Below are 23,605 nucleotides of genomic sequence, written 5' to 3'. Positions count from 1 at the left end.
TGCGGGGAGAGGTCGGGTTGCATCGCAGATGCAATCCGGGTGAGGGGGGCTCTCCGCGAGTCTCTCTGTCACCGTCTCCGCGGACCCTCCCCCTCAGCCCAATCCTCTCCCCGCAAGCGGGGAGAGGGAGTGGAGAGATCGAGCCATGACCGCGTTCCAGTCCGTCGCTGTGATCGGGGCCGGCGCCTGGGGCACGGCGCTGGCGACCGTGGCGGCGCGGGCAGGGCGGAACGTGACGCTCTGGGCGCGCACTGCGGAGCATGCGACGCGGATCGCATCGACCCGTGACAATCCGCGGCTGCCCGGCGTACGGCTGGCGCCTGAGATCGCCGTCACGCACGAGCTTGCCGACGCCGCACGTGCCGACATGATCCTGATCGCAACCCCGGCGCAGCATCTGCGCGGTGCGGTCAACATGCTCGCCTCGCATCTGGCGAAGCCGGCGCCGATCATTGGCTGCGCCAAGGGCATCGAGCACGGCACCCACAAATTCATGACTGACGTCATCGCGGAAGCCGCGCCGCAGGCGCAGCCTGCGATCCTGTCGGGCCCGAGCTTTGCCGACGACGTCGCGCGCGGCCTGCCCACGGCGGTGACACTGGCGGCGAAGGACGAAGCCTTGGCGAGCGCGCTGGTGCAGGCGCTGGGCTCGCCGACATTCCGGCCTTATCACTCCACCGACATCCGCGGTGTCGAGATCGGCGGCGCCGCCAAGAACGTGCTGGCGATTGCCGCCGGCATCGTGGTCGGCCGCAACCTCGGCGCCTCAGCGCTCGCCGCACTGACCACGCGCGGCTTCAGCGAGCTGGCGCGGTTTGGGCGCGCCTGCGGCGCCCGCACGGAAACGCTCTCGGGCCTCTCCGGCCTCGGCGACCTCTTGCTGAGCTGCTCGACCGCGCAATCGCGCAATTTCGCGCTCGGTATCGCGCTCGGCCGCGGCGAGGCCGCGCCGGCCGGCAAGCTGGCGGAAGGTGCCTTCACCGCGCCGGTGCTGGTCGAGCTCGCAGCGGCGCGGAACGTCGACATGCCGGTCTCGCAGGCGGTCGCCGCCATCCTGGACGGCCGGCTGACGATCGACGCCGCGATCGAAGGGCTGCTGACGCGCCCCTTCAAGGCCGAGGAATAGCACCCGAGCGTCGGGTAGTACTTCACGGCCTGTGCACGCTGGTCTAGCCTAGCGGTACACCGCAGGATCCCGGTCCAACAATAATCAAACGGATCCCAGGGGAAACCGCATGCGCAAACCGCAGCACGCGATCGTTTCGATCGCCATCGTTACACTTGCCGCCATTTCGTTACCGACCACGGCCTACAGCGAGGCCGCGATCTCCTATGACGAGCTCGCCAAGAACGAGGCCGCAGCCAATGCCGAAAACGGCAAGCGGGTCGCGCCCGTCAAATCCATCGTCAATCCGTCCAACGACGTCAGCTCCGACATGCAGGCCATGATCGGCGCGCCGTTTCCACCGCATTTCAATGCCGATCCGAAAACTCCGGCCGAATGGAAGGAGCTGATCGAGCGGCGCGCAAAGCTGTCGATCGCGAACGTTCCGACCATGAAGGAGAAGCTCGGCGTCAAGGTCGAGGAGACGAAGATCGCTGGCGTGCATTGTTTCATCGTCATGCCCAACAGGATCCCGCCCGAGAACCGGCGGCGCCTCCTGGTCCACGTCCATGGCGGCGGCTATGTGTTCGGGCCGGGCGAAGCCGCGTTGCCGGAAGCGATCATGATGGCGGGCTTTGGCGGCTTCAAGGTCATCTCGGTCGACTACCGCATGCCGCCCGATTTCCCCTATCCCGCCGCGATGGATGATGCGATGGCGGTCTGGAAGGAGGTCACCAAAGACCACGACTCACGCCGGATGGCGATCTTCGGCACGTCGACGGGCGGCGCGATGACGCTCGCGATGGTGCTGCGGGCCAGGGACGAGAAGCTGCCGAGGCCGGCGGCGATCGCGCCGGGCACGCCGTGGTCCGACATCGACAAGGTCGGCGACACCTATGCCAGCAATGAGTGGGTCGACAACGTGCTGGTGACCTGGGACGGCTGGCTCGGCCGCGCCGCAAAGCTCTATGCCAACGGGACCGACCTGAAGAATCCCTACATCTCGCCGATCTACGGTGACTTCAAGGGCTTCCCGCCGACCATCCTCACCTCAGGCACGCGCGACCTGTTCCTCAGCAACACGGTTCGCACGCATCGCAAATTGCGCCGTGCCGGCGTGGTTGCGGATCTCAACGTCTATGAAGGCCAGTCTCATGCGCAGTACCAGTTCAACATCAACGCGCCGGAGACCAGGGAAGCCTTCACCGACATTGCAAAGTTCTTCGATCGCTATGTGAAGGAATGAGTGCCCGCGATGGATATCGGATGCCCGTGCTTGTCGCGGGCATCCCCGTGCCCTAAACATCGCGGCGGCGAGACGGCGCATCCAGGAATGGAGTGAGGTGCAATGAACTACTGGCTGGTGAAATCCGAGCCCTCAGTGTGGTCCTGGGACCAGCAGGTCGCGAAGGGCGCCAAGGGCGAGGCCTGGACCGGCGTGCGCAATTACACCGCGCGCCAGAACCTCGTGAACATGAAGAAGGGCGACAAGGCGTTCTTCTATCACTCCAACGAGGGCAAGGAGATCGTCGGCATCGCCGAGATCATCAAGGAGGCCTATCCCGACCCGACCGACAAGACCGAGAAATTCGTCTGCGTCGATATCAAGGCCGACAAGCCCTTGAAGACACCGGTGACGATGGCCGCGATCAAGGCCGACAAGAAGCTCGCCGACATGGCGCTGGTGAAATATTCGCGCCTGTCAGTGCAGCCGGTGACGGCCGAGGAGTGGAAGCTCGTCTGCAAGATGGGCGGGATGTAGGCGCTACGAAATCCGCGCTTGCGTCTCCGGCAGCGCGAGCACCTCGCACGGCGAGGCAATGCCGCGCAGCTTGTGCAGTCCGAGCGCGATCAGAGGCATCTCCGTCTCCGCAGCAAGTGCGCCCGACACCAGCACGGTCCTGCCGAGCGGCTTGCACAATCCCTCGAGGCGGCTGGCAAGATTGACGGCGGGACCGATCGCGGTGAAGTCGAGCCGGTTGGCGGCGCCGATATTTCCCCACAATATCTCGCCGAGATGAAGCGCGACACCGAACCATAGCGGCGGCAATCCTTGCGCGCTGCGCTCCGCGTTGAGATACGCCATGCCGGCTTCGGCCGCGCCTGCGGCACGCAGCGCGGCATCGCAGGCATGGCGCGGTGACGCCTCGACCACCGGAAAGATCGCGAGCACGCCGTCGCCGATGAATTTCAGCACCTCGCCGCCGAAGGCATGGACCGCGCCGGCGATGCGATCGAACCAGGCATCGAGCGCCGCAATGACGTCGGCAGGTGGTGTGGTCTCCGAGAGGATCGTGAAGTTGCGCAGATCCGCATAGAGCAGCGCAGCCTGAATGGTCTCGCCGAGATCGCGCCGCAGCGGCGCCGTCAGCACACGCGCCGCGCTGCGCTTGCCGAGATAGGCCTCCAGCGTCGCCCGCAAGGTGGCGCGGGCGGCGAGCACGGCCAGCGGCGTTGCGGCAAACCGCGCGGCTTCACGCAATTGCGCGGTTTCACCTGACGTGAACGGCCGCGGTCCGATCCAGCCGAGCAGCGGGCCATCTTGTCGTCCGACGACGTCTTCGTGCACCTCGCCGGCCGCGATGTCGCGCAGCCAGCGGCGGCCGGCATCGTTGGGTAGGTCGGGCGCGAGGCCGCCCGGTGCAAAGCCGAGCGCTTCGATCACCCGGCCAGTATCGGCACGCCACAGCCAGGTCCGTTTCGCGATCAGGGGATGCGGCACCTCCAGCGTCAGGCTGCCGGCCGCAAGCGGGACGCCGTCGGCGACCAGATGAGCGCCGAGTTCCGCCAGCAGGCGATCGGCCCCGGGACTGTCCGAGGCGGCGTCGACGAGCCAGGCGAGGGTCGGGGAGAGCTGCATGATCCGATGATGGCGAAGCGAGACCGACTTTGTCACGAGCAATCCTTGACGGAGCTCCATGGCGCCGCCATGTCCCATCGTCAGCCCAAGGCAAGACCAAGGATGATCGCCGATGACCGAATCCTTCGTAGTGCGACGCGAAACCCAGATCGCGGCCCCCCGCGCCACCGTCTTTGCCTATTTGACCGACCCCGAGAAGATCCTGAGCTGGATGGGCTCGGATGCGACCACCGAGCCGCATCCCGGCGGACTCTATCTGCTCAAAGGCATCGGCCCGCGCGGCGGCGTCGGCCGCGGCGCCTTCCGCGAGGTCGTGCCGGTGCATCGTCTCGCCTACACCTTCGGCTGGGAGGGCGGACAGGAAGTGCCGCCCGGCTCGAGCCTGATCGAGATCGACCTGATCGAACGCGACGGCGGCACGCTGCTGCGCATGACCCATAGCGGCCTGCCGACCGAGGAGCAGGCGGCCGCGCACGCGACGGGATGGGCGCATTATCTGGGACGGCTCACCACTGCGGCAGCGGGCGGCGATCCCGGTCCGGACAGGGGTGTTTCGACGAAGGCGTAGCTCTCGTAAGGTGGGCAAAGCGGAGCGTGCCCACGCATTTTTGCGACCATGGAGAGATGGTGGGCACGGCGCTTCGCGCCTTTGCCCACCCTACGACAGCACGACTTAAACCGCCGCGGTCGCCACCACCTGCGCCAACAGCTGCTCGCGCCGCGCCTGCGAACGCTGGCCTTTCATCGTCGCCGCGAAGCGTTCGAGGATGCCGTCCTCGAAGGCGGTGACGATGGTGTCGTGGACGTAGCTCTTGCGGCAGATCGCCGGCGTGTTGGAGAGCTGGTCGGCGGCGGCGCGGATCGCGTCCAGCACCTGCTTCTTGCGGCCGCGCTGGCTGGTCGCCGGCGTGATCCGCGACAGCGATTCCACGACGACGGCGGACGCCATCAGTGTGCGAAAATCCTTCAGCGAAATCTTGATGCCGGCGATCTCGCGCAGAAACGCGTTCACCTGCGTGGTGTTGACCGCGCGCACGATGCCGTAGGCATCGCGATACTGGAACATGCGTTTTCCCGGGACGCCGCGCAGGACGCCGATGGCGCGGACCAGCTTGGCCGCGTCGCACTCCTTGCGCACCGCCTTGCCGCCCTTCGCCTTGAAGGTCAGCACGAAGGAATCGTCTTCCAGCGTGACGTTGGACTTCAGCAAAGTGGTGGCGCCGCGGGTGCCGTTGAGGCGGGCATAGGATTCATTGCCGGGGCGGATCGCGGTGCGCGCGATCAGCTCGATCACGGCCGAGAGCGCGAATTCGCGCGTCGGCTCCTCGCCCGACAGGAACGCCGAGACCTTGCGCCGGATCTTTGGCAGCGCACCGACGAGCTTCTCCAGGCGATGCGCCTTGCGGTGCTCGCGGACCTTCTCCCAGTCGGCGTGATAGCGATATTGCAGCCGCCCCGCGGCATCGCGTCCCACGGCCTGGAGATGCGAGTTCGGATCGGCGGAGTAGCGCACCTCGCGATAGGCCGGCGGCACCGCCATGGCGTGCAGCCGGCGGATGGTACGGGCGTCGCGGATATGGGCGCCGTTGGGACGGACGAAGGAATAGCCCTTGCCGCGCCTGACGCGGCGGATGGTCAGCTCGTTCTGGTCGCCGAGCCGCAGGCCCAGCTCCCTGGCGAGCGCCTCGACCGTCGCCGCGGGCGCCTGGTCGAAGACCTTTTTCGGGCTGGGACGGGTGGAACCGGCCGGTTTCGGCCATTGTCCGAGGGCCTTGGCCAGGGCAATAGCGGCAGGATCGGCTGAAGCGGGCCGCATCGTCCCGAGATTCTGCTGATCCATCATAGTGTTATGCCTTGGCCCTGTCTGTTATCGGTCAATGCCGCTGTTCTGAATTTTGTTCCTTGGGTCTCTTTTGGACCCGGGTTAGCCACTTAGGGTGTTCCGAACCGTATTGCGAGTCCCGAATCAGTGACAGACGGTTTCTAAATACCTCCGCCGGCGCATGGGCGCCCTGCGCGGGCCTATTCCGGAGCTTGGGGTAAAGAGCTGAAAGCCCGCTGCTCCGGCTTGTTTCAGATTTGCGACAGCCGGCCTACGCAGCTTGATGCGCCGCATGGCGCGCCGCTCGCCGAAGGTCCAGCTTGTGCTGCTTGTCGGGGCCGGTTAGCCCGACGCATAATCGATTCAACGATCAGGTCGGCTTGCCAGTCGCATGCGTTCGGCTTGGCGTAGGTGGAGGGAAACATGTCCGAGAAGATTTACGACGTCCCGGCGGAGTGGGCCAAGCGCGCCTGGATCGACCAGGCCAAGTACAAGGAGATGTACGCCCGCTCGATCTCGGACCCTAACGCCTTCTGGGCCGAGCAGGCCAAGCGCATCGACTGGATGCACGCGCCGACCAAGATCGAGAACGTCTCCTTCGCGCCCGGCAACATCTCGATCAAATGGTTCGAGGACGGAATCCTCAACGTCGCCTGGAACTGCATCGACCGCCATCTCGCCAAGCGCGGCAACCAGACCGCGATCATCTGGGAAGGCGACGATCCCTCGCAGTCCAAGCACATCACCTACAAGGAGCTGCATGACGAGGTCTGCCGGATGGCCAACATCCTGCGCACCCGCAACGTCAAGAAAGGCGACCGCGTCACCATCTATCTGCCGATGATCCCGGAAGCGGCCTATGCGATGCTGGCCTGCGCGCGGATCGGCGCGATCCACTCGGTGGTGTTCGCGGGCTTCTCGCCGGACTCGCTCGCCCAGCGCATCAACGATTGCCAATCCAAGGTCATCATCACCGCCGATGAAGGCCTGCGCGGCGGCAAGAAGGTGCCGCTCAAGGCCAATGTCGATGCGGCGCTCACGAAAGCCGACGGCGTCGACTGGGTCGTCGTGGTCAAGCGCGCCGGCGGCACGGTCGAGATGAATCCATCGCGGGATCTCTGGTATCACGACGCCGCCAAGATGGTGACGACGGAATGCCCGGCCGAGCACATGCACGCCGAGGATCCGCTGTTCATCCTCTACACCTCGGGCTCGACCGGCCAGCCCAAGGGCGTGCTGCACACCACGGGCGGCTATCTCGTGTTCGCCTCGATGACGCATCAATACGTCTTCGACTATCACGACGGCGACATCTACTGGTGCACCGCCGACGTCGGCTGGGTCACCGGCCACAGCTACATCCTCTACGGACCGCTCGCCAACGGCGCGACCACGCTGATGTTCGAGGGCGTGCCGAACTATCCGGATAATTCGCGGTTCTGGAACGTCATCGACAAGCACAAGGTCAACATCTTCTACACCGCGCCGACCGCGATCCGCGCCTTGATGCAGTCGGGCGACGAGCCCGTGAAGAAGACCTCGCGCGCGAGCCTGCGCCTGCTCGGCTCGGTCGGCGAGCCCATCAATCCCGAAGCCTGGGAGTGGTATCACCGCGTCGTCGGCGACGACCGCTGCCCGATCGTCGACACCTGGTGGCAAACCGAGACCGGCGGCATCCTGATCACGCCGCTGCCGGGCGCGACCAAGCTGAAGCCCGGCTCGGCGACGCAGCCGTTCTTCGGCGTCGTTCCTGAAATCGTCGACGCCGACGGCAAGGTGCTGGACGGCGAAACCACCGGCAATCTCTGCCTGACGCGCTCCTGGCCGGGCCAGATGCGCACGGTCTATGGCGACCATGCCCGCTTCGAGCAGACCTATTTCTCGACCTACAAGGGCAAATACTTCACCGGCGACGGCTGCCGGCGCGACGCCGACGGCTATTACTGGATCACCGGCCGCGTCGACGACGTCATCAACGTCTCCGGCCATCGCATGGGCACCGCGGAAGTCGAGAGCGCGCTGGTCGCACATGAGAAGGTCTCGGAGGCCGCCGTGGTCGGCTTCCCGCACGACATCAAGGGCCAGGGCATCTACGCCTATGTCACCCTGATGGCCGGTGTCGAGCCGACCGACGCTCTGCGCAAGGAGCTCGTGACCTGGGTGCGCAAGGAGATCGGCCCGATCGCCTCGCCCGACCAGATCCAGTTCGCACCGGGCCTGCCCAAGACGCGCTCCGGCAAGATCATGCGCCGCATCCTGCGCAAGATCGCCGAGGACGAGCCGGGCAGCCTGGGCGACACCTCGACCCTGGCCGATCCCGCCGTGGTCGATGATCTCGTGAAGAACCGGCAGAACAAGAAGTCGGCGTAGGGGACGCTGTCGTGCCCCGGACGCAGCGCAGCGCGCCTTCGCGGTGCGCTGCTGAGCCGGGTCCCGGCTCTGCGCAGCAACGCTACGCGTTGCAGCGCGTCCGGGACACGAGACTGTCTTTCGCGCCAACAGGAGCCTCCTCAACAACGCCCGTTCACACGCTCACACTCTTGTCAGCGCGCGAGCCGGCGCGGCCGCATCTTTCCGGCCGAGTGTTGTTTTCTTGTCATTTACTTTATTTCGAACATTTCCTTTGTTCCCCCTGCTGGCGGGCCCTTGGCGGCCGTGCGTGGAAACCATCCGGTTAACGCGCGCGGTTAAGAATGTCTGGGCATGCCGGCGATTGCCGGTTTTGCGTAGATTTCGACGGATCCGTTCAAGGGGAAATTCGATGTTGATGAGGATTGCGGTGGCGTTGGCCGCCACCATCGGAGCAGGGGTCTTGATGTCGACGGCGGCCGAGGCGCGGCCGGAAATGGTGGGAGCGCATCTCGCCGACTATTCGCCGGGCACCATTGTGGTCAAAACCAGCGAGCGGCGGCTCTATCTCATCCTCGATAACGGCCACGCGGTGCGCTACCCGGTCGGCGTCGGCAAGTCCGGCAAGCAATGGGCCGGCACCACCCGCATCGACGGCAAGTATCGCAATCCGGCCTGGTCGCCGCCCGCCGAGGTGAAGCGCGACAAGCCGAACATGCCCGACGTCATTCCCGGCGGCTCGCCGCGCAATCCGATGGGCGTTGCGGCGATGACGCTGGCCGGCGGCGAATACGCCATCCACGGCACCAACGTGCCAGGCTCGGTCGGCGGCTTCGTCTCCTACGGCTGCATCCGCATGCTCAACGACGACATCACCGATCTCTACGGCCGCGTCTCGGTCGGCACGACGGTGGTCGTGACGCGCTGATCGAACAGATCAGGACAGGACACAGAAGCCGCGTCATCCGACGCGGCTTTTTGTTACCAGAAGCGCCAGCCGCGCGCACACCAGCCGTCGCGATGGCCGCCATTGTAACTGCGGGCGTAACCGCCGGCGAGCAACGCCGCCGAAACGTTGGCGGTTCGGCTGGTCGCGACGTCGGCGAGAACGCGACCATATTTGTCCTGGCCAAGATTGTAGATCGTGACGCCGCCCTGGCCGAGCAGATTGCGCAGCGCGTCGCTGGCGGCCTCGGCCTTGTCCAACTCAGCTTGGCAAGATGCTTTCATCTCGGGCGCATCGATGCCGCGCAGACGGACCCGCGCGACCAGATCGCGTCCGTTCGGCTGACGCACGCGCGCGAGGAAAGTATCGCCGTCGACTGTGCGGACGACATCGACCGCTAGACGCGTGTCGGAATTGCCGGACTGCTGCACGATGATTTGAGCATCGCGTGACCGTCCATCATCTGCATGCGGAATGGGCCAGATCGTTCCCTGGCGGAAGCCGAGCACGATCGCCGTCACGACGCCGACCACGAACATCCACGGCAGCAATCCGGAGAAGCGGCGGCCGAACGGCGAGCCACTATATGAGGGCCGGTAGGGATGATTGGGGTCGAAGCGCGACATCCGCGCACGCTAGGGCTGAGTCGGCTGAACCGGCAAGATGCCCTAGAAATCCGAGGCGATACCTTTGCGCTCCCAATCGCCGTAGCGGGTCGGTTCAGGCCCCTTCGGTCCCTGCAATTCCTTAGGCGCCGCTTCGGCATGCGCCTTCGCCGCAGCCTGCCGGCGCGCTTCGGCTTCGGCCAGCGCGCGCTGGGCGGCCGGCGACAGCTGCTTGCGATCGGGAACGGAGGGCTGGTCACTCATCGTGGACGGTTCCTAGCGCAGGATCGCGGGACGCGCGAGGTCCAATATCGCATTGCTGAAATGGTGATAGTCGGCTGCAAAGGCGAGATGCCATTCTTACATTTGGCATATTCGCATGCCAGATGTTGGTTGGTTAAGGCATGCGCCCATCGCGGCGGAACTGCCGCTCGCTCAGAACCTTGCTTCCGCATGCCATCTCAACGTTTCGCCCCTCCGTCCGAAGTGCCTGGTCTTGCGGCACGGCGGATTGCCGCCGACATCGTCGACGGCGTGCTGCACAAGCACCGCACGCTTGACGACCAGCTCGACGGCAGCGGCGCCCATCCCGGACTGAAGACACTGGCCGACCGCGACCGCGCGCTGATGCGTCGCTTGGTCGCGACCGTGCTGCGCCGGCTCGGCACGCTCGGCCATGTGCTGTCCCGCCTGCTCGACAAGGGCATTCCTTCCGATGCGCCGCGCGCACAGAGCGCGCTCTTGATCGGCGCCGCGCAGATCCTCTGGATGGATGTGCCCGATCACGCTGCGGTCGATCTCTCCGTGCGTCTCGTTCAATCAGATCGCCGCGCCGCGCGCTATGCCGGCCTCGTCAATGCCGTGCTGCGCCGCTGCGCACGCGAGGGCAAGGCGCTGGTCGAGGAAGTCGCGACGCAATCGCTGGACCTGCCGCCCTGGCTGCTCGCGCGCTGGAGCGCGCATTATGGCGAGGCAACCGCAAGGGACATGGCGCTGGCGCTCGGCCACGAGCCCTCGCTCGACCTCACGGTGAAATCCGATGCCGCGCAATGGGCGAGCCGACTGCATGGCGAGACGCTGCCGACCGGGACGGTGCGGATGCTGCTGCACGGCTCGGTGACCATGCTGCCGGGCTTTGCCGAAGGACAATGGTGGGTGCAGGACGCCGCCGCCGCGCTGCCGGCCCGCCTGTTCGGTGACATCAAGGGCAAATCCATTGCCGATCTGTGCGCCGCGCCCGGCGGCAAGACGGCGCAACTGGCGCTATCGGGCGCGCAGGTCACGGCGATCGACCGCTCGCCCGCCCGGGTGGCGCGGCTGCGCGAGAATCTGACGCGGCTGTCGCTCCAGGCCGAGACCGTTGTCGCCGACGCCGTGGAATGGGCCGGCCCGCTAGAAGGTTTTGACGGCATCCTGATCGATGCGCCCTGCACCTCGACCGGCACGATCCGCCGTCACCCTGATGTCGCATGGCTCCGGCAGGAGTCCGACATCGCCGCCCTGGCCGCGCTCCAGCAGCGGCTGTTGAAGAAATCCGTCTCGCTGCTGAAGCCGGGCGGGACGCTGGTCTACTGCACCTGTTCGCTGGAACCGGAGGAGGGCGAGCAGGCGATCGCTGCCCTGCTTCAGGCAGAGCCCGGCCTGCGGCGCGTGCCGATCGAAGCGTCCGAGGTGTCGGGGCTCAGCGAAATCGTCACCGCCGAGGGTGACCTGCGCACCTTGCCCAGCCATCTGCCGAACGCCGATCCCAAGCTCGGCGGGCTCGATGGATTTTACGCGACCCGGCTCGTTAAATCCTGATTTTGCACCGGATTTTGCCACCACGATACTGATTCGGACCGTTCAAGGTGGTGTCAGCCGTCCGATTTTGGGATTAATAAGGATTCGTCGGAATCCTCTCCCCTCCAAGGCAAGGCGTGTCGGTCGCTCAACGCAGACGTATCTCGACGCTGGTGATGAACCGCTTCGCGCGGAACATGCTCGCGCGCGCGAGCGGCGGCCCCGTTGCGCTGTCGCGGGTCTGGCCCGGCCGCACCGATCGGCTGATCATCGCACCACACGACCTGCGCACCGCCGATGCGACCCGCGCCGCAGAGATCTATGCCGGCCGCTTCGTCTTCGCCGGCAAGATCGTCAATTGCCATGGCCGCTCGATCTTCGATCTGGAGCCGCCGTCGGAGGATTGGGAGGTCGCGCTGCTCGGCTTTGGCTGGCTGCGCCATTTGCGCGCCGCCGACACCGCGCTGACGCGAGCCAATGCGCGCGCACTCGTCGAGGACTGGATCGCCAACCCCGGCAACAAGCGCCGCCCGGTCGCGCGACGCGCCGACGTGCTGGCACGCCGCGTGATCTCGCTATTGTCGCAGGCGCCACTGGTGCTGGGCGACACCGACAACAAATTCTATCGCCGTTACTTGCGCGCGCTCGCACGCGAGATCCGCTTGCTGCGTTACACCATGGTCGACATCCCCGACGGGGTGCCAAAGCTCCAAGTGATGATCGCGCTGTGCTACACGACGCTGTGCCTCGCCAACCAGGCGCGTCACATCCGCAGCGCCTCGAAAAAACTCTCCGACGAGCTGCAACGGCAGATCCTGCCCGACGGCGGACACATCTCGCGCAACCCGGGCGCGTTGATCGAGCTCTTGATCGACCTGTTGCCGCTGCGGCAGACTTTTGCCGCGCGCAACATCGCGCCGCCGCCGGCGCTGCTCAATGCGATCGACCGCATGATGCCGATGCTGCGCTTCTTCCGCCACGGCGACGGCAATTTTGCGCTGTTCAACGGCATGAGCGCGACGCCTTCGGACCTGCTCGCGACGCTGCTCGCCTATGACGACACCCACGGCGCGCCGATGGCGAACATGCCGCATACCGGCTTCCAGCGCCTCGATGCCGGCCAGACGACGCTGATCATCGACACCGGGCCGCCGCCGCCGGCCGGCATCAGTCACGACGCCCATGCCGGCTGCCTGTCGTTCGAATTATCCTCCGGCATCAGCCGCATCGTCACCAATTGCGGCATGCCGACCACGGGTCGCGACAATTGGCGGCCGTTCGCGCGCGGCACCGCGGCGCATTCGACGCTGACCTATCACGACACCTCGTCCTGCCAGTTCGTGGAGATGTCGGCGATGAAGCGGCTGCTGCACGGCTCGCCCGTCACCAGCGGTCCCGTCGAGGTCGAGAGCTATCGCGAGGTGGTGCAGAACGGCACGCTGCTGACGACCTCGCATGACGGCTATCTCGCCAAATTCGGCGCGATCCATCGCCGTGTGCTGATGATCGCCAATGACGGCGCGCGCATCGACGGCGAGGACACGCTGTCGCCGCCGCAGGGCGGACGCTTCAAGGGCGCGGACGCCGATTTCGCGCTGCGCTTCCATCTGCATCCGGCCGTGAAGGCGAGCCGGCTGTCGGATGCCCGAGGCGTCATGCTGGTGCTGCCGAACCGCGACGTCTGGACCTTTGAAGCGCTGGATGACAAGGTCGACCTCGAGGACAGCGTGTTCCTGGCCGGCAATGACGGCCCTCGCCGCACCGCGCAGATCGTGATCCGCCAGGACGCGCGGCAGGCGCCCTCGATCCGCTGGAGCTTCGTCCGCTCCACCGCCTCGCCAACCGTCACCAATGCCCGCCGCAACGCCCGGCGCGAGCCGGAACTTCCGCTGTAAACGCGCGAATTCGGCCCTATCTCTTCGTTGTGAAAACGGCCGAAAGCTGCTATCGAGCGCTCGTTCGCGCGACTGGCGACCTTGGATGGAGCACCATCGGGAAGCGCGACACATATCTGCCGCGCGCCTGGGCATAGACACTCCCTGAACAGAGGATCTTGCTCATGACTGACCATCCCCGCCGCGTTACCCGCGCCCTTCTCTCCGTTTCCGACAAGACCGGCCTCATCGAGTTCGCCAAGGCGCTTGCCGCGCATGATGTCGAGCTGGTCTCGACCGGCGGCACCGCGAAAGCGATCGCCGCGGCCGGCCTCAAGGTGAAGGACGTCTCCGACCTCACCGGCTTCCCGGAGATGATGGACGGCCGCGTCAAGACGCTGCATCCGAAGGTGCATGGCGGCCTGCTCGCGATCCGCAACAACAAGGAGCACGCGGAGGCGATGAAGGCGCACGGCATCGCGCCGATCGATCTTCTCGTCGTCAATCTCTATCCGTTCGAGGCCACCGTCGACAAAGGCGCAGGCTTCGAGGATTGCATCGAGAACATCGACATCGGCGGCCCCGCGATGATCCGCGCCGCCGCCAAGAACCATGACGACGTCGCCGTCGTGGTCGAGGCAGAAGATTACAAGGCCGTGCTCGACGAGCTCGCCGCCAACAACGGCGCGACCACGCTGAAGCTGCGCCGGCGGCTTGCCGCGAAAGCCTATGCGCGCACCGCAGCCTATGACGCTGCGATCTCCAACTGGTTCAACCGCCAGCTCGAGATCGATGCGCCTGACTTCCGCGCCTTCGGCGGCCGGCTGATCCAGTCGCTGCGCTATGGCGAGAACCCGCACCAGACCGCGGCGTTCTACGCGACGCCCGACAAGCGCCCGGGCGTCTCGACCGCGCGGCAGCTCCAGGGCAAGGAGCTCTCCTACAACAACATCAACGACACCGATGCGGCCTATGAATGCATCGCCGAGTTCGACGCCAAGCGCACCGCGGCCTGCGTCATCGTCAAGCACGCCAATCCTTGCGGCGTCGCGGAAGGCGCGAACCTCGTCGACGCTTATCGCAAGGCGCTGGCTTGCGATTCCACCTCGGCCTTCGGCGGCATCATCGCGATGAACCGTCCGCTCGACGCCGACACCGCGCGCGAGATCACCAAGATCTTCACCGAGGTGATCATCGCGCCCGACGCGAGCGAAGAGGCCATCGCCATCATCGGCGGGAAGAAGAACCTGCGCCTGCTGCTCGCCGGCAGCCTGCCTGATCCGCGCGCGCCGGGCCTCACGGCCAAGACGGTCGGGGGCGGCCTGCTGGTGCAGAGCCGCGACAATGCCGTGGTCGACGACATGACGTTCAAGGTCGTAACCAAGCGTGCGCCGACCGACGCGGAGATGCGCGACCTGAAGTTCGCGTTCCGTGTCGCCAAGCACGTCAAGTCCAACACCATCATCTACGCCAAGGATCTCGCCACCGTCGGCATCGGCGCCGGCCAGATGAGCCGCGTGGATTCAGCCCGCATCGCGGCGCGCAAGGCGCAGGATGCGGCGAACGAGCTGAAGCTCGCCGAGCCGCTCACCAAGGGCTCGGTCGTGGCGTCGGATGCGTTCTTCCCGTTCGCCGACGGCATGCTCGCCTGCATCGAAGCCGGCGCCACCGCCGTGGTGCAGCCCGGCGGCTCGATGCGCGACGACGAGGTGATCAAGGCCGCCGACGAGCACGGCATCGCCATGGTGTTCACGGGGACACGGCACTTCAGGCATTGATGCCCCCGCTGTCGTGCACCGAACTCTCAACGGGTCGCCCCCGCCTAGTGCGCAATTGCGCACGGGCGCGGCGACCCATAACCCCAGGGAGAAATCGCAGCGCGAGCTGGTAACTACGAGTCGTCGCCAAATCACGGCCTGTGGTTATGGGTCCCGGCTCTGCGCTCCGCTTCGCTGCGCTTGTCCGGGACGACAGCGGAGCTAATTCTCCCGCACCCGCATCAACAGTCCCAGCCCCGTCACGAAAAACACCACCAGCACGGCCATGCCGGCCTTCTGGCTTGCCGTCGCTGCCGTGATCACCCCGATCAGCAGCGGGCCGATGAAGGACGTCACCTTCCCCGTCAGCGCGAACAGGCCGAAATACTGCGCGATGCGGTCCTTCGGCGCGAGATGGATCAGCAGCGTGCGCGATGCGGCTTGAAGCGGGCCGCCGGCGGCACCGATGAGACAGCCCAGCACGAGATACGCGCGCTCGGCCGCGCTCGAGAACAGCGGCGCGCCTGCTTGCGGCGGCGCGACCTCCACGAACAGCACACTGTCCTTGTCGACCAGGAGGATCGCCGCCACCGCCAGCAGCAGGATCAGCAGGCTGCCGGCGATGACACGCTTCGGTCCGAGACGATCATCCAGCTTGCCGCCAAGCCACGCGCCGAACGTGCCGGCGATCGCCAGCATGATACCGAAGGTGCCGATCTGGATGGTGTGCCAGCCGAACGTGCCCGCGGCATAGATGCCGCCGAATGCAAACAGCGATACCAGGCCGTCGGTATAGATCATGTTGGCGAGCAGGAACGCCGCGAGCGATTTCTGCTGCGGCAGACTCCTGATCGATTGCTTCAGCTCGAGCAAGCCTTCTCGCAGAGCCTCGCCCAACGGCCGCTTCGCCGGATAGTCCGGCGTGAACAGGAACATCGGCGTCACGAAGACGATGAACCATATTCCGGTCAGCGGCCCCGCGGCGCGATCGCCCTGGTGGGTTGCGGGATCGAGCCCGAACAGCGGCGTGAAGCCAAGCAGCGTGCGTCCGGTCTCGGGATTCGCAGCTAGGAAGCCGAGCACGATGATCAGGCTGACGATGCCGCCGATGTAACCCGTGGCCCAGCCGGTGCCGGAGAGCCGCCCGATCCGATCCGGCGGCACCAGGGTCGGCATCATCGCATTGTTGAACACGGTGGCGAATTCCGCACCGACGCTGGCGAGCGCGACCGCGGTGAGCAGCGGCGGAATGATCGAGGGATCGCCGGGCTTGCCGATCCACAGCGTGCAGGAGGCCAGCACCAGCACGGCACCGAATCCCGCGATCCACGGCTTCCTGCGACCGGACGCGTCGGCGATGGCGCCCAGCACCGGCGAGAGCAGCGCGATCGCAAGGCCCGCGGCCGCCATCGCAAAGCCCCACAGCGACTGGCCCGTGGCAGCATCTGGCGCAATGCTGGTGGCGAAATAGGGCGCGAACACGAAGGTCGTGATTAGCGTGAAATAAGGCTGCGCGGCCCAATCGAAGAAGATCCAGCTGATGACGGCGGCGCGCGGCGGATAGGTCCGCTGCACGCCGGCCATGCGCGCGTCCTCGGCGATCGTCGTCATCACGCGGTCCTCATCACGAACTGTTTTGCCTCTCAGGGCGCAAACCGTATAGCATTACCGTGACGTGTGTGAACTGGCCCGAAGCCACGGCGGAAATTTGATCATGTCGTCACCTTCGACGCGGCGGATATTTTTCGCCTTCATTGCCACTCTGGCGTTTGGTTTTGCGCCTGCGACCGCACAGGATGCGCGGCGGACCTATGTCCCGCCACCGCCCGACAGCGTCCACGCCGTTTCCGCCGAACACGGAATGGTGGTGGCGCAGGAGAAGATCTCCGCGCAAGTCGGCGCCGATATCCTGCGCCGCGGTGGCAATGCGATCGATGCCGCGGTCGCCACCGGCTTTGCGATGGCCGTGACGTATCCTCGCGCCGGCAATATCGGCGGCGGCGGCTTCATGGTGATCCATTCGGCCGAGCGTAACGAAGACGTCACGATCGACTATCGCGAGACGGCACCGGCAGCGACCACGCCGCAGATCTTCCTTGGTCCCGACGGCAAGCCCGACCCGGCGAAGTCGCGCGATTCCGCACTCGGCGTCGGCGTGCCCGGCACGGTCGCGGGCCTGGCGCTGGCATTGGAGAAATACGGCTCCGGCAAATTCACCCTGGCACAGCTGCTCGAGCCAGCGATTGCGCTTGCCCGCGACGGCTTCATCATCAGCGACGACATCGCCGACAGCCTGCCGGGCTGGCACCGGCGGCTCGCGCGCTGGCCGTCTTCGGCCAAGATCTTTTCACGGCCCGATGGGACTCCGCTCGGCGAAGGTGACCGGCTGGTGCAGAGCGATCTCGCCGACACGCTGTCGGCCGTGGCCGCCCAAGGTTCGCGCGGCTTCTATGAAGGTCCGGTTGCAGACAAGATCGCCAAGGCCATGTCCGATGCCGGCGGCATCATGACATCGGCCGACCTGAAAGCCTATCAGCCCGTGATCCGCGCACCCGTGCGCGGCACCTATCGCGGCTACGACATCGTCTCGATGCCGCTGCCGTCCTCCGGCGGCGTGGTGCTGGTGGAGACGCTCAACATTCTCGAAGGCTTTCAGCTCGCCGATCTGAAGCAGGGATCGCCGGCCTCGCTGCATCTGCTGATCGAAGCCATGAAGCGCGCCTATGCCGATCGCGCCCGCTATCTTGGCGATCCCGCCTTCGTCAACGCACCGATCGAGACGCTCACCGCGAAGGACTATGCTACCAAGCTGCGCGCGAACATTTCCATCCAACGCGCCACGCCATCGAAAGAGCTCGTGCCCGCCGCTGCCGCGCCGCGCGAGGGCAGCAACACCACGCATTTTTCCGTCGTCGACGCCCGCGGCAATGCCGTCAGCAACACCACCACGCTGAACTTCAGCTATGGCGTCGGCCTCGTTGCCGAGGGCACCGGCGTGCTGCTCAACAACGAGCTCGACGATTTCACCGCGGCGGTCGGGGCGTCAAATGCTTATGGCCTCGTCGGCTACGAGGCCAATCTGCCCGGGCCCGGCAAACGGCCGCTGTCCTCGATGTCGCCGACCATCGTGCTGAGGGACGGCAAGCCGGTGCTGGTGACGGGCTCACCCGGCGGCAGCCGCATTATCTCGACCGTGCTCCAGGTGATCGTGAACGTTCTCGACTACAGGATGGACGTTGCGGCTGCTGTCGCCGCGCCACGGCTGCATCACCAGTGGCTGCCGGACGAGGTCCGCGTCGAGAGCGGCTTTCCCGAAACTGTCCTGTCCGAGCTGAAGGCGATGGGCCACCTCGTCGTCGAGCCGATGGGCCAGACCTCGGCCAATTCGATTCTCGTGACCGCCAACGGGCCGCTCGGCGCGCCCGATCCGCGCACGCGAGGCGCAGAGGCAGCAGGGCAGTAATTCTGCCCTGCATGGCGCGAAGCCCTGCTCCGGCTTGCGCAAGCCGCCGCGCGTGCTACCACCGCCCGGGCAAAGAAACTGCCGGGAAACGCACATGACCATCGCCGATCCGAACCGGCGCATCGAACGCGCCGAGATCGAGGACACCAGCCTTCTCGCCTTCTACCGCGACATGAACGTCGCGGAACGCCGGACCTTCTGGGCCTGTGCGGCGGGCTGGGCGCTCGACGGCATGGACTTCATGATCTATCCGCTGGTGATCGGCACCATCATCGCGCTGTGGAAGGTTGATGCGGCCTCTGCGGGTCTTGCCGGCACGGTGACGTTGCTCGCCTCCGCGATCGGCGGCTGGCTCGGCGGCTATCTCTCCGATCACATCGGCCGGGTCAGAACGCTTCAGATCACCATCATCTGGTTCTCGTTCTTCTCGCTGGTCTGCGCGGTCGTGCAGAATTTCGACCAGCTCCTGATCGCGCGCGCCGTGCTCGGCCTCGGCTTCGGCGGCGAATGGGCCGCCGGCGCGGTGCTGATGGGCGAGGCGATCCGGCCGCAATATCGCGGACGCGCGGTCGGCTCGGTGCAATCGGGCTGGGCGGTCGGCTGGGGCCTTGCGGTGCTATCGCAGGCGATCCTGTTCTCGCTGATGCCGGCGGAGACGGCGTGGCGCTGGATGTTCGTGATCGGCGCGCTGCCGGCGCTGCTGGTATTCTACATCCGCCGCTCCGTCACCGAGCCGGAGATCGCGGCTGAAGCCCGCGCCAGGCAGGCGGCGAGCGGCGACCGGCCGGCGCTCTGGGAAATCTTCTCAGGTCCGATCCTGAAGACCACGATCCTGGCGTCGCTGATGGCGACGGGCTGCCAGGGCGGCTATTACGCGATCACCTTCTGGGTGCCGCAGTTCCTGACCAAGGAGCGGCATCTGTCGATCGTCGGCTCGACCGGCTATCTCTCGACGCTGATCATCGGCTCCTTCATCGGCTATCTCACCGGCGCCTGGCTCGCCGACCGGATCGGGCGGCGCAATCTGTTCCTGATCTTCTCGATCGGCGCGATGGCCGTGGTGCTGCTCTACACCCAGCTGCCGCTCACCAACGAGATCCTCTGGGTGCTCGGCTTCCCGCTGGGCTTCTTCGCCTCGGGCTATTTCTCGGGGATCGGCGCGTTCCTGACCGAGCTCTATCCGACGCGGCTGCGCGGCTCGGGCCAGGGCTTCTGCTACAATTTCGGCCGCGGCATCGGCGCGCTGTTTCCGTTCCTCGTCGGTGCACTGTCGGCGACGACGTCGCTTGCAAATGCCATCGCGATCTTCGCGGTGGTGGCCTACGTGGTGTTCTTCATCGCCGCCTTCGCGCTGCCCGAGACGCGCGGGCGCGTGCTGCACGCGGACTAATCGGTCATTCCGGGGCGCCCGAAGGGCGAACCCGGAATCTCGAGATAGTGGCGCGAGATTCCGGGTTCACGCTCCGCGTGCCCCGGAATGACGGTCGGAGAGACTTACCGCCCCACCTGATACGGCCCGCCCTTCTCCAGCGCACGCGCATAGGCCGGCCGCGCGTGAATGCGCTCCAGGAACGCCATTGCCCTGGGATGGCCCTGCTCCAGTCCGCCGCGCGCTTGCGCAGCTTCGAGCGGGAAGCTCATCTGGATATCGGCCGCAGTGAACTCGTTGCCGGCGAACCACTCGCTCTTGCCAAGCTCGCCTTCCCAGTAATCCATGTGCTGCTTGAGCTGCGGATTGACCAGCGCAGTGAGCGCCTGGTTCGAGACCTTGCGCACCAGCGGGCGCAGCAATGCGGGCGCGCGCTTCGGCATCAGCGTGAACAGCAACTTCAACAGCAGCGGCGACATCGCGGAGCCCTCCGCATAGTGCAGCCAATAGGTGAAGCGCAGCCGCTCCGGCGTGTTCGGCGGCGGGATCAGCCGGCCGTTGCCGTAGGTGGCGACGATATATTCGATGATCGCGCCTGACTCGGCGATGGTGTTGCCATTGTCGGTGATCACAGGCGACTTGCCGAGCGGATGGATCGCGCGCAGCTCCTTCGGCGCGCGCATGTCGGGCTGGCGCTGATAGCGCACGATTTCGTAGGGCACGCCCAACTCCTCGAGCAGCCACAGCACGCGCTGCGAGCGGGAATTGTTGAGGTGGTGAACGGTCAGCATCGGTGGAGTCCCCAGGCTAGGCGTGGTCGATCGGCCGCGCCGTTCGTGCCAGCCCGGGACCGCAATGTCGAGCCGTCGGTACGGATATTTTCACCCGGGTATATTGACGGATATAATTTACCCGGGTATTAAGTCGCCAACGCTGCTCAAATATGGCAATGATTCCAATGCAGAAGATTTTCACCGCCTTCCAGGGTCCGCGCCGCCTGGTGTCCGGACCGGCCGGAGAGGTCGCGCTCGTCGTCAAGCGGATGGCGGCACGGCCGGACGAGCCCATCATCATCTTCGAGGACGCCACGGGCCGATCGATCGATTTCGATCTGCGCGGCGGCGACCGCGAGGTGCTGGCGCGGTTGGCGAAGCTTCTCCCGCCCCCGGTCGAGGAGACTGCACCGCCGAGCGAGCCGCGCGGGCGCGGCCGGCCGAAACTCGGCGTGGTCGCGCGCGAGGTGACGCTGCTGCCGCGGCACTGGGAGTGGCTCAACGCGCAGCCGGGCGGCGCCTCGGTCGCGCTGCGCAAGCTCGTCGACGAGGCAAGACGCGCGAGCGGCGACAAGGATCGCGAGCGGCAGGCGCGCGATGCGGCCTATCACTTCATGTCGACCATGGCGGGCAACCTGCCGCAGTTCGAGGAAGCCTCGCGCGCGCTGTTCGCGGATGACAGGCGACGCTTCACCGGACTGATCGCGGACTGGCCGACCGACATTCGCGACCACATCGTCAAGCTCGCCTACAGCGACCGCGCTTAAGGCGCGCTCTCTCTTTCAACACCATCGACGGCCGAGCCGCGCATCGCGCGGCAACGGCTTCGCGCGCCCTGATGAAAGGCACACCCATGTCGACGCCCACGCCACTCTGGACCACCTTCCTCCGCTTCCTTGCACCGCTGATGCTGAGCAACGCGCTGCAATCGCTGTTCGGCACCGTCAGCAATATGTATCTCGGCCAGATGATCGGCGTCGACGCGCTCGCGGCGGTGTCGGCGTTCTTTCCGGTGATGTTCTTCCTGTTCGCCTTCGTCATGGGCCTGAGCACCGGCGCCACCGTGCTGATCGGTCAGGCCTTTGGCGCGGGCGAGCACAACAAGATCAGAAGCGTTGTCGGAACGACGCTCGCGGTCGGCCTCCTGCTCTCGATTTCCGTCGCATTGATCGGTGGGGTCTTCAGCCGGCAATTGATGATGGCGCTCGCAACGCCCGCCGACATTCTCGACCAGGCCAGCGCCTATGCGCGCATCATGCTGCTGACGATGCCGCTCGGCTTCGTCTTCCTGCTGATGACGGCGATGATCCGCGGCGTCGGCGATGCGCTGACGCCACTGCTGGCGCTGGGGTTGTCGACTGCGATCGGCCTGATCATCACGCCGATGCTGATCCGCGGCGCGTTCGGATTGCCCGCTGCCGGCATCACCAGCCCGGCCTGGGCAGCTGCAGTCTCAAACACGCTGACTCTGCTCGCGCTGGCCGTCTATCTGCTGCGCAAGAAGCATGCGCTGGCGCCGGATGCTGTCTTGCTGCGTCATCTCCGGCTCAATCGCGCCGTGCTCGGAAAAATCCTCGGCATCGGACTGCCGAGCGCAATCGGCATGGTGGTGATGGCAATCGCCGAGCTGGTGCTGCTCGGCCTCGTCAACGGCTTTGGATCCGACGCCACCGCGGCCTATGGCGCCGTCAACCAGGTGATGGGCTATACGCAGTTCACGGCGATGTCGATTTCGATCGCGGTCTCGATCCTGGGCGCGCAGGCGATCGGCCGCGGCGACAGCGCAGGGCTCGACGGCATCGTGCGTACCGGGCTCGCATTCAACCTGGTCCTGACCGGCGGGCTGGTGGCGCTGATTTATCTCGTGCCGCGCGCCGTGCTCGGCCTCTTCATCACCGACGGCGCCGTGCTCGATCTGGCGAAAGGGCTGCTGTACATCGCCCTGTGGAGCTCCGTGCCGTTCGGCCTGGCCACCGTATTCTCCGGCGCGATGCGTGCGGCCGGCGTGGCGCTGACGCCGATGCTGCTGTCGATCTTCGCCATTGTCGCAATCGAGCTGCCGTCCGCGGTGATCCTGAGCCGCACGATCGGCCTTGACGGCGTGTGGGCGGCCTATCCGATCGTATTCTGCGCCATGTTCGTTTTGCAGATGGGCTATTACCTCCTGGTCTGGCGCCGGCGCGCGATCCGGCGTCTGGTTTGATCATCAAAGTATTATGACCATCATTAAACGGTGGACCCGTGACGCGCGCTGCGCCACAATGGGTCAAAAGCGACCTCAGGGAGATCGATCTTGACCCGCACAGCTCCGCAGTTCCTGTTCGATTTCGGCAGCCCGAACGCCTATCTCAGCCATCTCGCGATTCCCGCGATCGAGCAGCGCATCGGCGTCAAGTTCGAATACGTGCCGATCCTGCTCGGCGGCATCTTCAAGTCGACCAACAACAAGTCGCCGGCCGAGACGCTCGCCGGCATCAAGAACAAGCGCGAATTCCAGCAGGTCGAGACCGAGCGCTTCATCAAGCGTTTCAAGGTCCAGCCCTATGTCTTCAATCCGCACTTCCCGGTCAACACGCTGAATTTGATGCGCACCGCGATCGCCGCTCAGCGCGAGGGCGTGTTCGAGAAATACGTGGACGCCGCCTTCCATCACATGTGGCGCGAGCCCAAGAAGATGGACGATCCGGAAGTCGCGGCAAAGGCGCTGGCGTCCTCGGGTCTCGACGCGCAAAAGCTGCTTGCCCGCGCCCAGGAGCCCGAGGTCAAAGGCAAGCTGATCAAGAACACCGAGGAGGCGGTCGCCCGCGGCGCCTTCGGCTCGCCGACCTTCTTCGTCGGTAACGAGATGTTCTTCGGCAAGGAGCAGCTGCGCGAGGTCGAGGAGATGGTGCTGGGGACGTAAT

At 65.9% G+C, this 23,605-nt stretch carries 20 protein-coding genes and 1 riboswitch; of the genes, 14 read left to right on the top strand and 6 right to left on the bottom strand.

From position 1 onward, the window contains the following. The first annotated feature begins 145 nt into the window (after positions 1 to 145). From WN72_RS01400 to WN72_RS01390, 3 genes are all read left to right on the top strand, one after another. Positions 146 to 1,126 carry an NAD(P)H-dependent glycerol-3-phosphate dehydrogenase gene (locus tag WN72_RS01400; protein ID WP_092212339.1) on the top strand — a complete coding sequence of 327 codons (981 nt, stop codon included), beginning with the start codon at positions 146 to 148 and terminating at the stop codon, positions 1,124 to 1,126. A gap of 109 nt (positions 1,127 to 1,235) precedes the next feature. Then, positions 1,236 to 2,351 carry an alpha/beta hydrolase gene (locus tag WN72_RS01395; RefSeq protein WP_092211561.1) on the top strand — a complete coding sequence of 372 codons (1,116 nt, stop codon included), beginning with the start codon at positions 1,236 to 1,238 and terminating at the stop codon, positions 2,349 to 2,351. A gap of 102 nt (positions 2,352 to 2,453) precedes the next feature. Then, the gene (locus WN72_RS01390; protein WP_092211562.1) at positions 2,454 to 2,867 is read left to right on the top strand and encodes an EVE domain-containing protein; all 414 of its coding nucleotides are present in this window, start codon (positions 2,454 to 2,456) and stop codon (positions 2,865 to 2,867) included. A gap of 3 nt (positions 2,868 to 2,870) precedes the next feature. Here the strand turns inward: WN72_RS01390 and WN72_RS01385 are convergent, their stop codons facing one another. Then, positions 2,871 to 3,965 (bottom strand): adenylate/guanylate cyclase domain-containing protein, encoded by a 1,095-nt coding sequence (locus WN72_RS01385; RefSeq protein WP_167380597.1) that lies wholly within the window; start codon positions 3,963 to 3,965, stop codon positions 2,871 to 2,873. 112 nt (positions 3,966 to 4,077) lie between these two features. Here WN72_RS01385 and WN72_RS01380 point away from each other — a divergent pair, with 112 nt between their 5' ends. Then, positions 4,078 to 4,533 carry an SRPBCC family protein gene (locus tag WN72_RS01380; protein ID WP_092211563.1) on the top strand — a complete coding sequence of 152 codons (456 nt, stop codon included), beginning with the start codon at positions 4,078 to 4,080 and terminating at the stop codon, positions 4,531 to 4,533. 105 nt (positions 4,534 to 4,638) lie between these two features. Here the strand turns inward: WN72_RS01380 and WN72_RS01375 are convergent, their stop codons facing one another. Beyond that, on the bottom strand, positions 4,639 to 5,808 hold the full coding sequence (locus WN72_RS01375; RefSeq protein ID WP_092211565.1) for a DNA topoisomerase IB: 1,170 nt from the start codon (positions 5,806 to 5,808) through the stop codon (positions 4,639 to 4,641). 402 nt (positions 5,809 to 6,210) lie between these two features. Between WN72_RS01375 and acs the strand changes: the two genes are divergently transcribed. Together acs and WN72_RS01365 are read left to right on the top strand one after the other, a co-directional pair. Beyond that, complete coding sequence (acs, locus tag WN72_RS01370) at positions 6,211 to 8,157, top strand: acetate--CoA ligase (protein ID WP_167380551.1); 1,947 nt, start codon at positions 6,211 to 6,213, stop codon at positions 8,155 to 8,157. Positions 8,158 to 8,548: 391 nt separating this feature from the next. Then, positions 8,549 to 9,064, top strand: coding sequence for a L,D-transpeptidase (locus WN72_RS01365; RefSeq protein WP_027561745.1), 516 nt, complete (start codon positions 8,549 to 8,551; stop codon positions 9,062 to 9,064). Between the two features lie 53 nt (positions 9,065 to 9,117). Here the strand turns inward: WN72_RS01365 and WN72_RS01360 are convergent, their stop codons facing one another. Together WN72_RS01360 and WN72_RS01355 are read right to left on the bottom strand one after the other, a co-directional pair. After that, on the bottom strand, positions 9,118 to 9,708 hold the full coding sequence (locus WN72_RS01360) for a thermonuclease family protein (RefSeq protein ID WP_092211568.1): 591 nt from the start codon (positions 9,706 to 9,708) through the stop codon (positions 9,118 to 9,120). A gap of 42 nt (positions 9,709 to 9,750) precedes the next feature. Next, on the bottom strand, positions 9,751 to 9,951 hold the full coding sequence (locus WN72_RS01355) for a DUF1674 domain-containing protein (protein WP_027561743.1): 201 nt from the start codon (positions 9,949 to 9,951) through the stop codon (positions 9,751 to 9,753). Between the two features lie 189 nt (positions 9,952 to 10,140). Between WN72_RS01355 and WN72_RS01350 the strand changes: the two genes are divergently transcribed. The 3 genes from WN72_RS01350 (at position 10,141) to purH (ending at position 15,118) form a co-directional block, all read left to right on the top strand. Beyond that, positions 10,141 to 11,487: an RsmB/NOP family class I SAM-dependent RNA methyltransferase gene (locus WN72_RS01350; RefSeq protein WP_027561742.1), complete on the top strand. Its 1,347-nt coding sequence runs from the start codon at positions 10,141 to 10,143 to the stop codon at positions 11,485 to 11,487. A gap of 155 nt (positions 11,488 to 11,642) precedes the next feature. After that, entirely contained in the window at positions 11,643 to 13,361 is a 1,719-nt protein-coding gene (locus WN72_RS01345) for a heparinase II/III family protein (RefSeq protein ID WP_167380598.1), read from the top strand. Between the two features lie 58 nt (positions 13,362 to 13,419). Next, positions 13,420 to 13,501: riboswitch (ZMP/ZTP riboswitch) on the top strand. A gap of 24 nt (positions 13,502 to 13,525) precedes the next feature. Continuing rightward, entirely contained in the window at positions 13,526 to 15,118 is a 1,593-nt protein-coding gene (gene purH, locus WN72_RS01340; protein WP_092211572.1) for a bifunctional phosphoribosylaminoimidazolecarboxamide formyltransferase/IMP cyclohydrolase, read from the top strand. Between the two features lie 201 nt (positions 15,119 to 15,319). Here the strand turns inward: purH and WN72_RS01335 are convergent, their stop codons facing one another. After that, complete coding sequence (locus tag WN72_RS01335) at positions 15,320 to 16,708, bottom strand: MFS transporter (RefSeq protein ID WP_092211574.1); 1,389 nt, start codon at positions 16,706 to 16,708, stop codon at positions 15,320 to 15,322. A gap of 103 nt (positions 16,709 to 16,811) precedes the next feature. On the opposite strand from WN72_RS01335, the gene ggt reads away from it, so the two are divergent. Both ggt and WN72_RS01325 read left to right on the top strand, forming a co-directional pair. Further along, positions 16,812 to 18,560 (top strand): gamma-glutamyltransferase, encoded by a 1,749-nt coding sequence (ggt, locus tag WN72_RS01330; RefSeq protein ID WP_194482972.1) that lies wholly within the window; start codon positions 16,812 to 16,814, stop codon positions 18,558 to 18,560. 94 nt (positions 18,561 to 18,654) lie between these two features. Beyond that, entirely contained in the window at positions 18,655 to 19,950 is a 1,296-nt protein-coding gene (locus WN72_RS01325; protein ID WP_027561737.1) for an MFS transporter, read from the top strand. A gap of 104 nt (positions 19,951 to 20,054) precedes the next feature. Here the strand turns inward: WN72_RS01325 and WN72_RS01320 are convergent, their stop codons facing one another. Continuing rightward, entirely contained in the window at positions 20,055 to 20,720 is a 666-nt protein-coding gene (locus WN72_RS01320; protein WP_027561736.1) for a glutathione S-transferase family protein, read from the bottom strand. Positions 20,721 to 20,872: 152 nt separating this feature from the next. Here WN72_RS01320 and WN72_RS01315 point away from each other — a divergent pair, with 152 nt between their 5' ends. From WN72_RS01315 to WN72_RS01305, 3 genes are all read left to right on the top strand, one after another. Then, positions 20,873 to 21,469 (top strand): DUF2239 family protein, encoded by a 597-nt coding sequence (locus WN72_RS01315; protein WP_027561735.1) that lies wholly within the window; start codon positions 20,873 to 20,875, stop codon positions 21,467 to 21,469. Positions 21,470 to 21,555: 86 nt separating this feature from the next. Next, the gene (locus tag WN72_RS01310; protein ID WP_027561734.1) at positions 21,556 to 22,905 is read left to right on the top strand and encodes an MATE family efflux transporter; all 1,350 of its coding nucleotides are present in this window, start codon (positions 21,556 to 21,558) and stop codon (positions 22,903 to 22,905) included. A 90-nt stretch (positions 22,906 to 22,995) separates the two neighbouring features. Next, on the top strand, positions 22,996 to 23,604 hold the full coding sequence (locus tag WN72_RS01305) for a 2-hydroxychromene-2-carboxylate isomerase (RefSeq protein ID WP_027561733.1): 609 nt from the start codon (positions 22,996 to 22,998) through the stop codon (positions 23,602 to 23,604). Position 23,605: the final 1 nt, after the last annotated feature.

Source organism: Bradyrhizobium arachidis (assembly GCF_015291705.1).
Taxonomy (GTDB): Bacteria; Pseudomonadota; Alphaproteobacteria; order Rhizobiales; family Xanthobacteraceae; genus Bradyrhizobium; species Bradyrhizobium arachidis.
Note: the sequence above shows the minus strand (reverse complement) of the source record. Positions and strands in the feature narration are given on the sequence as shown.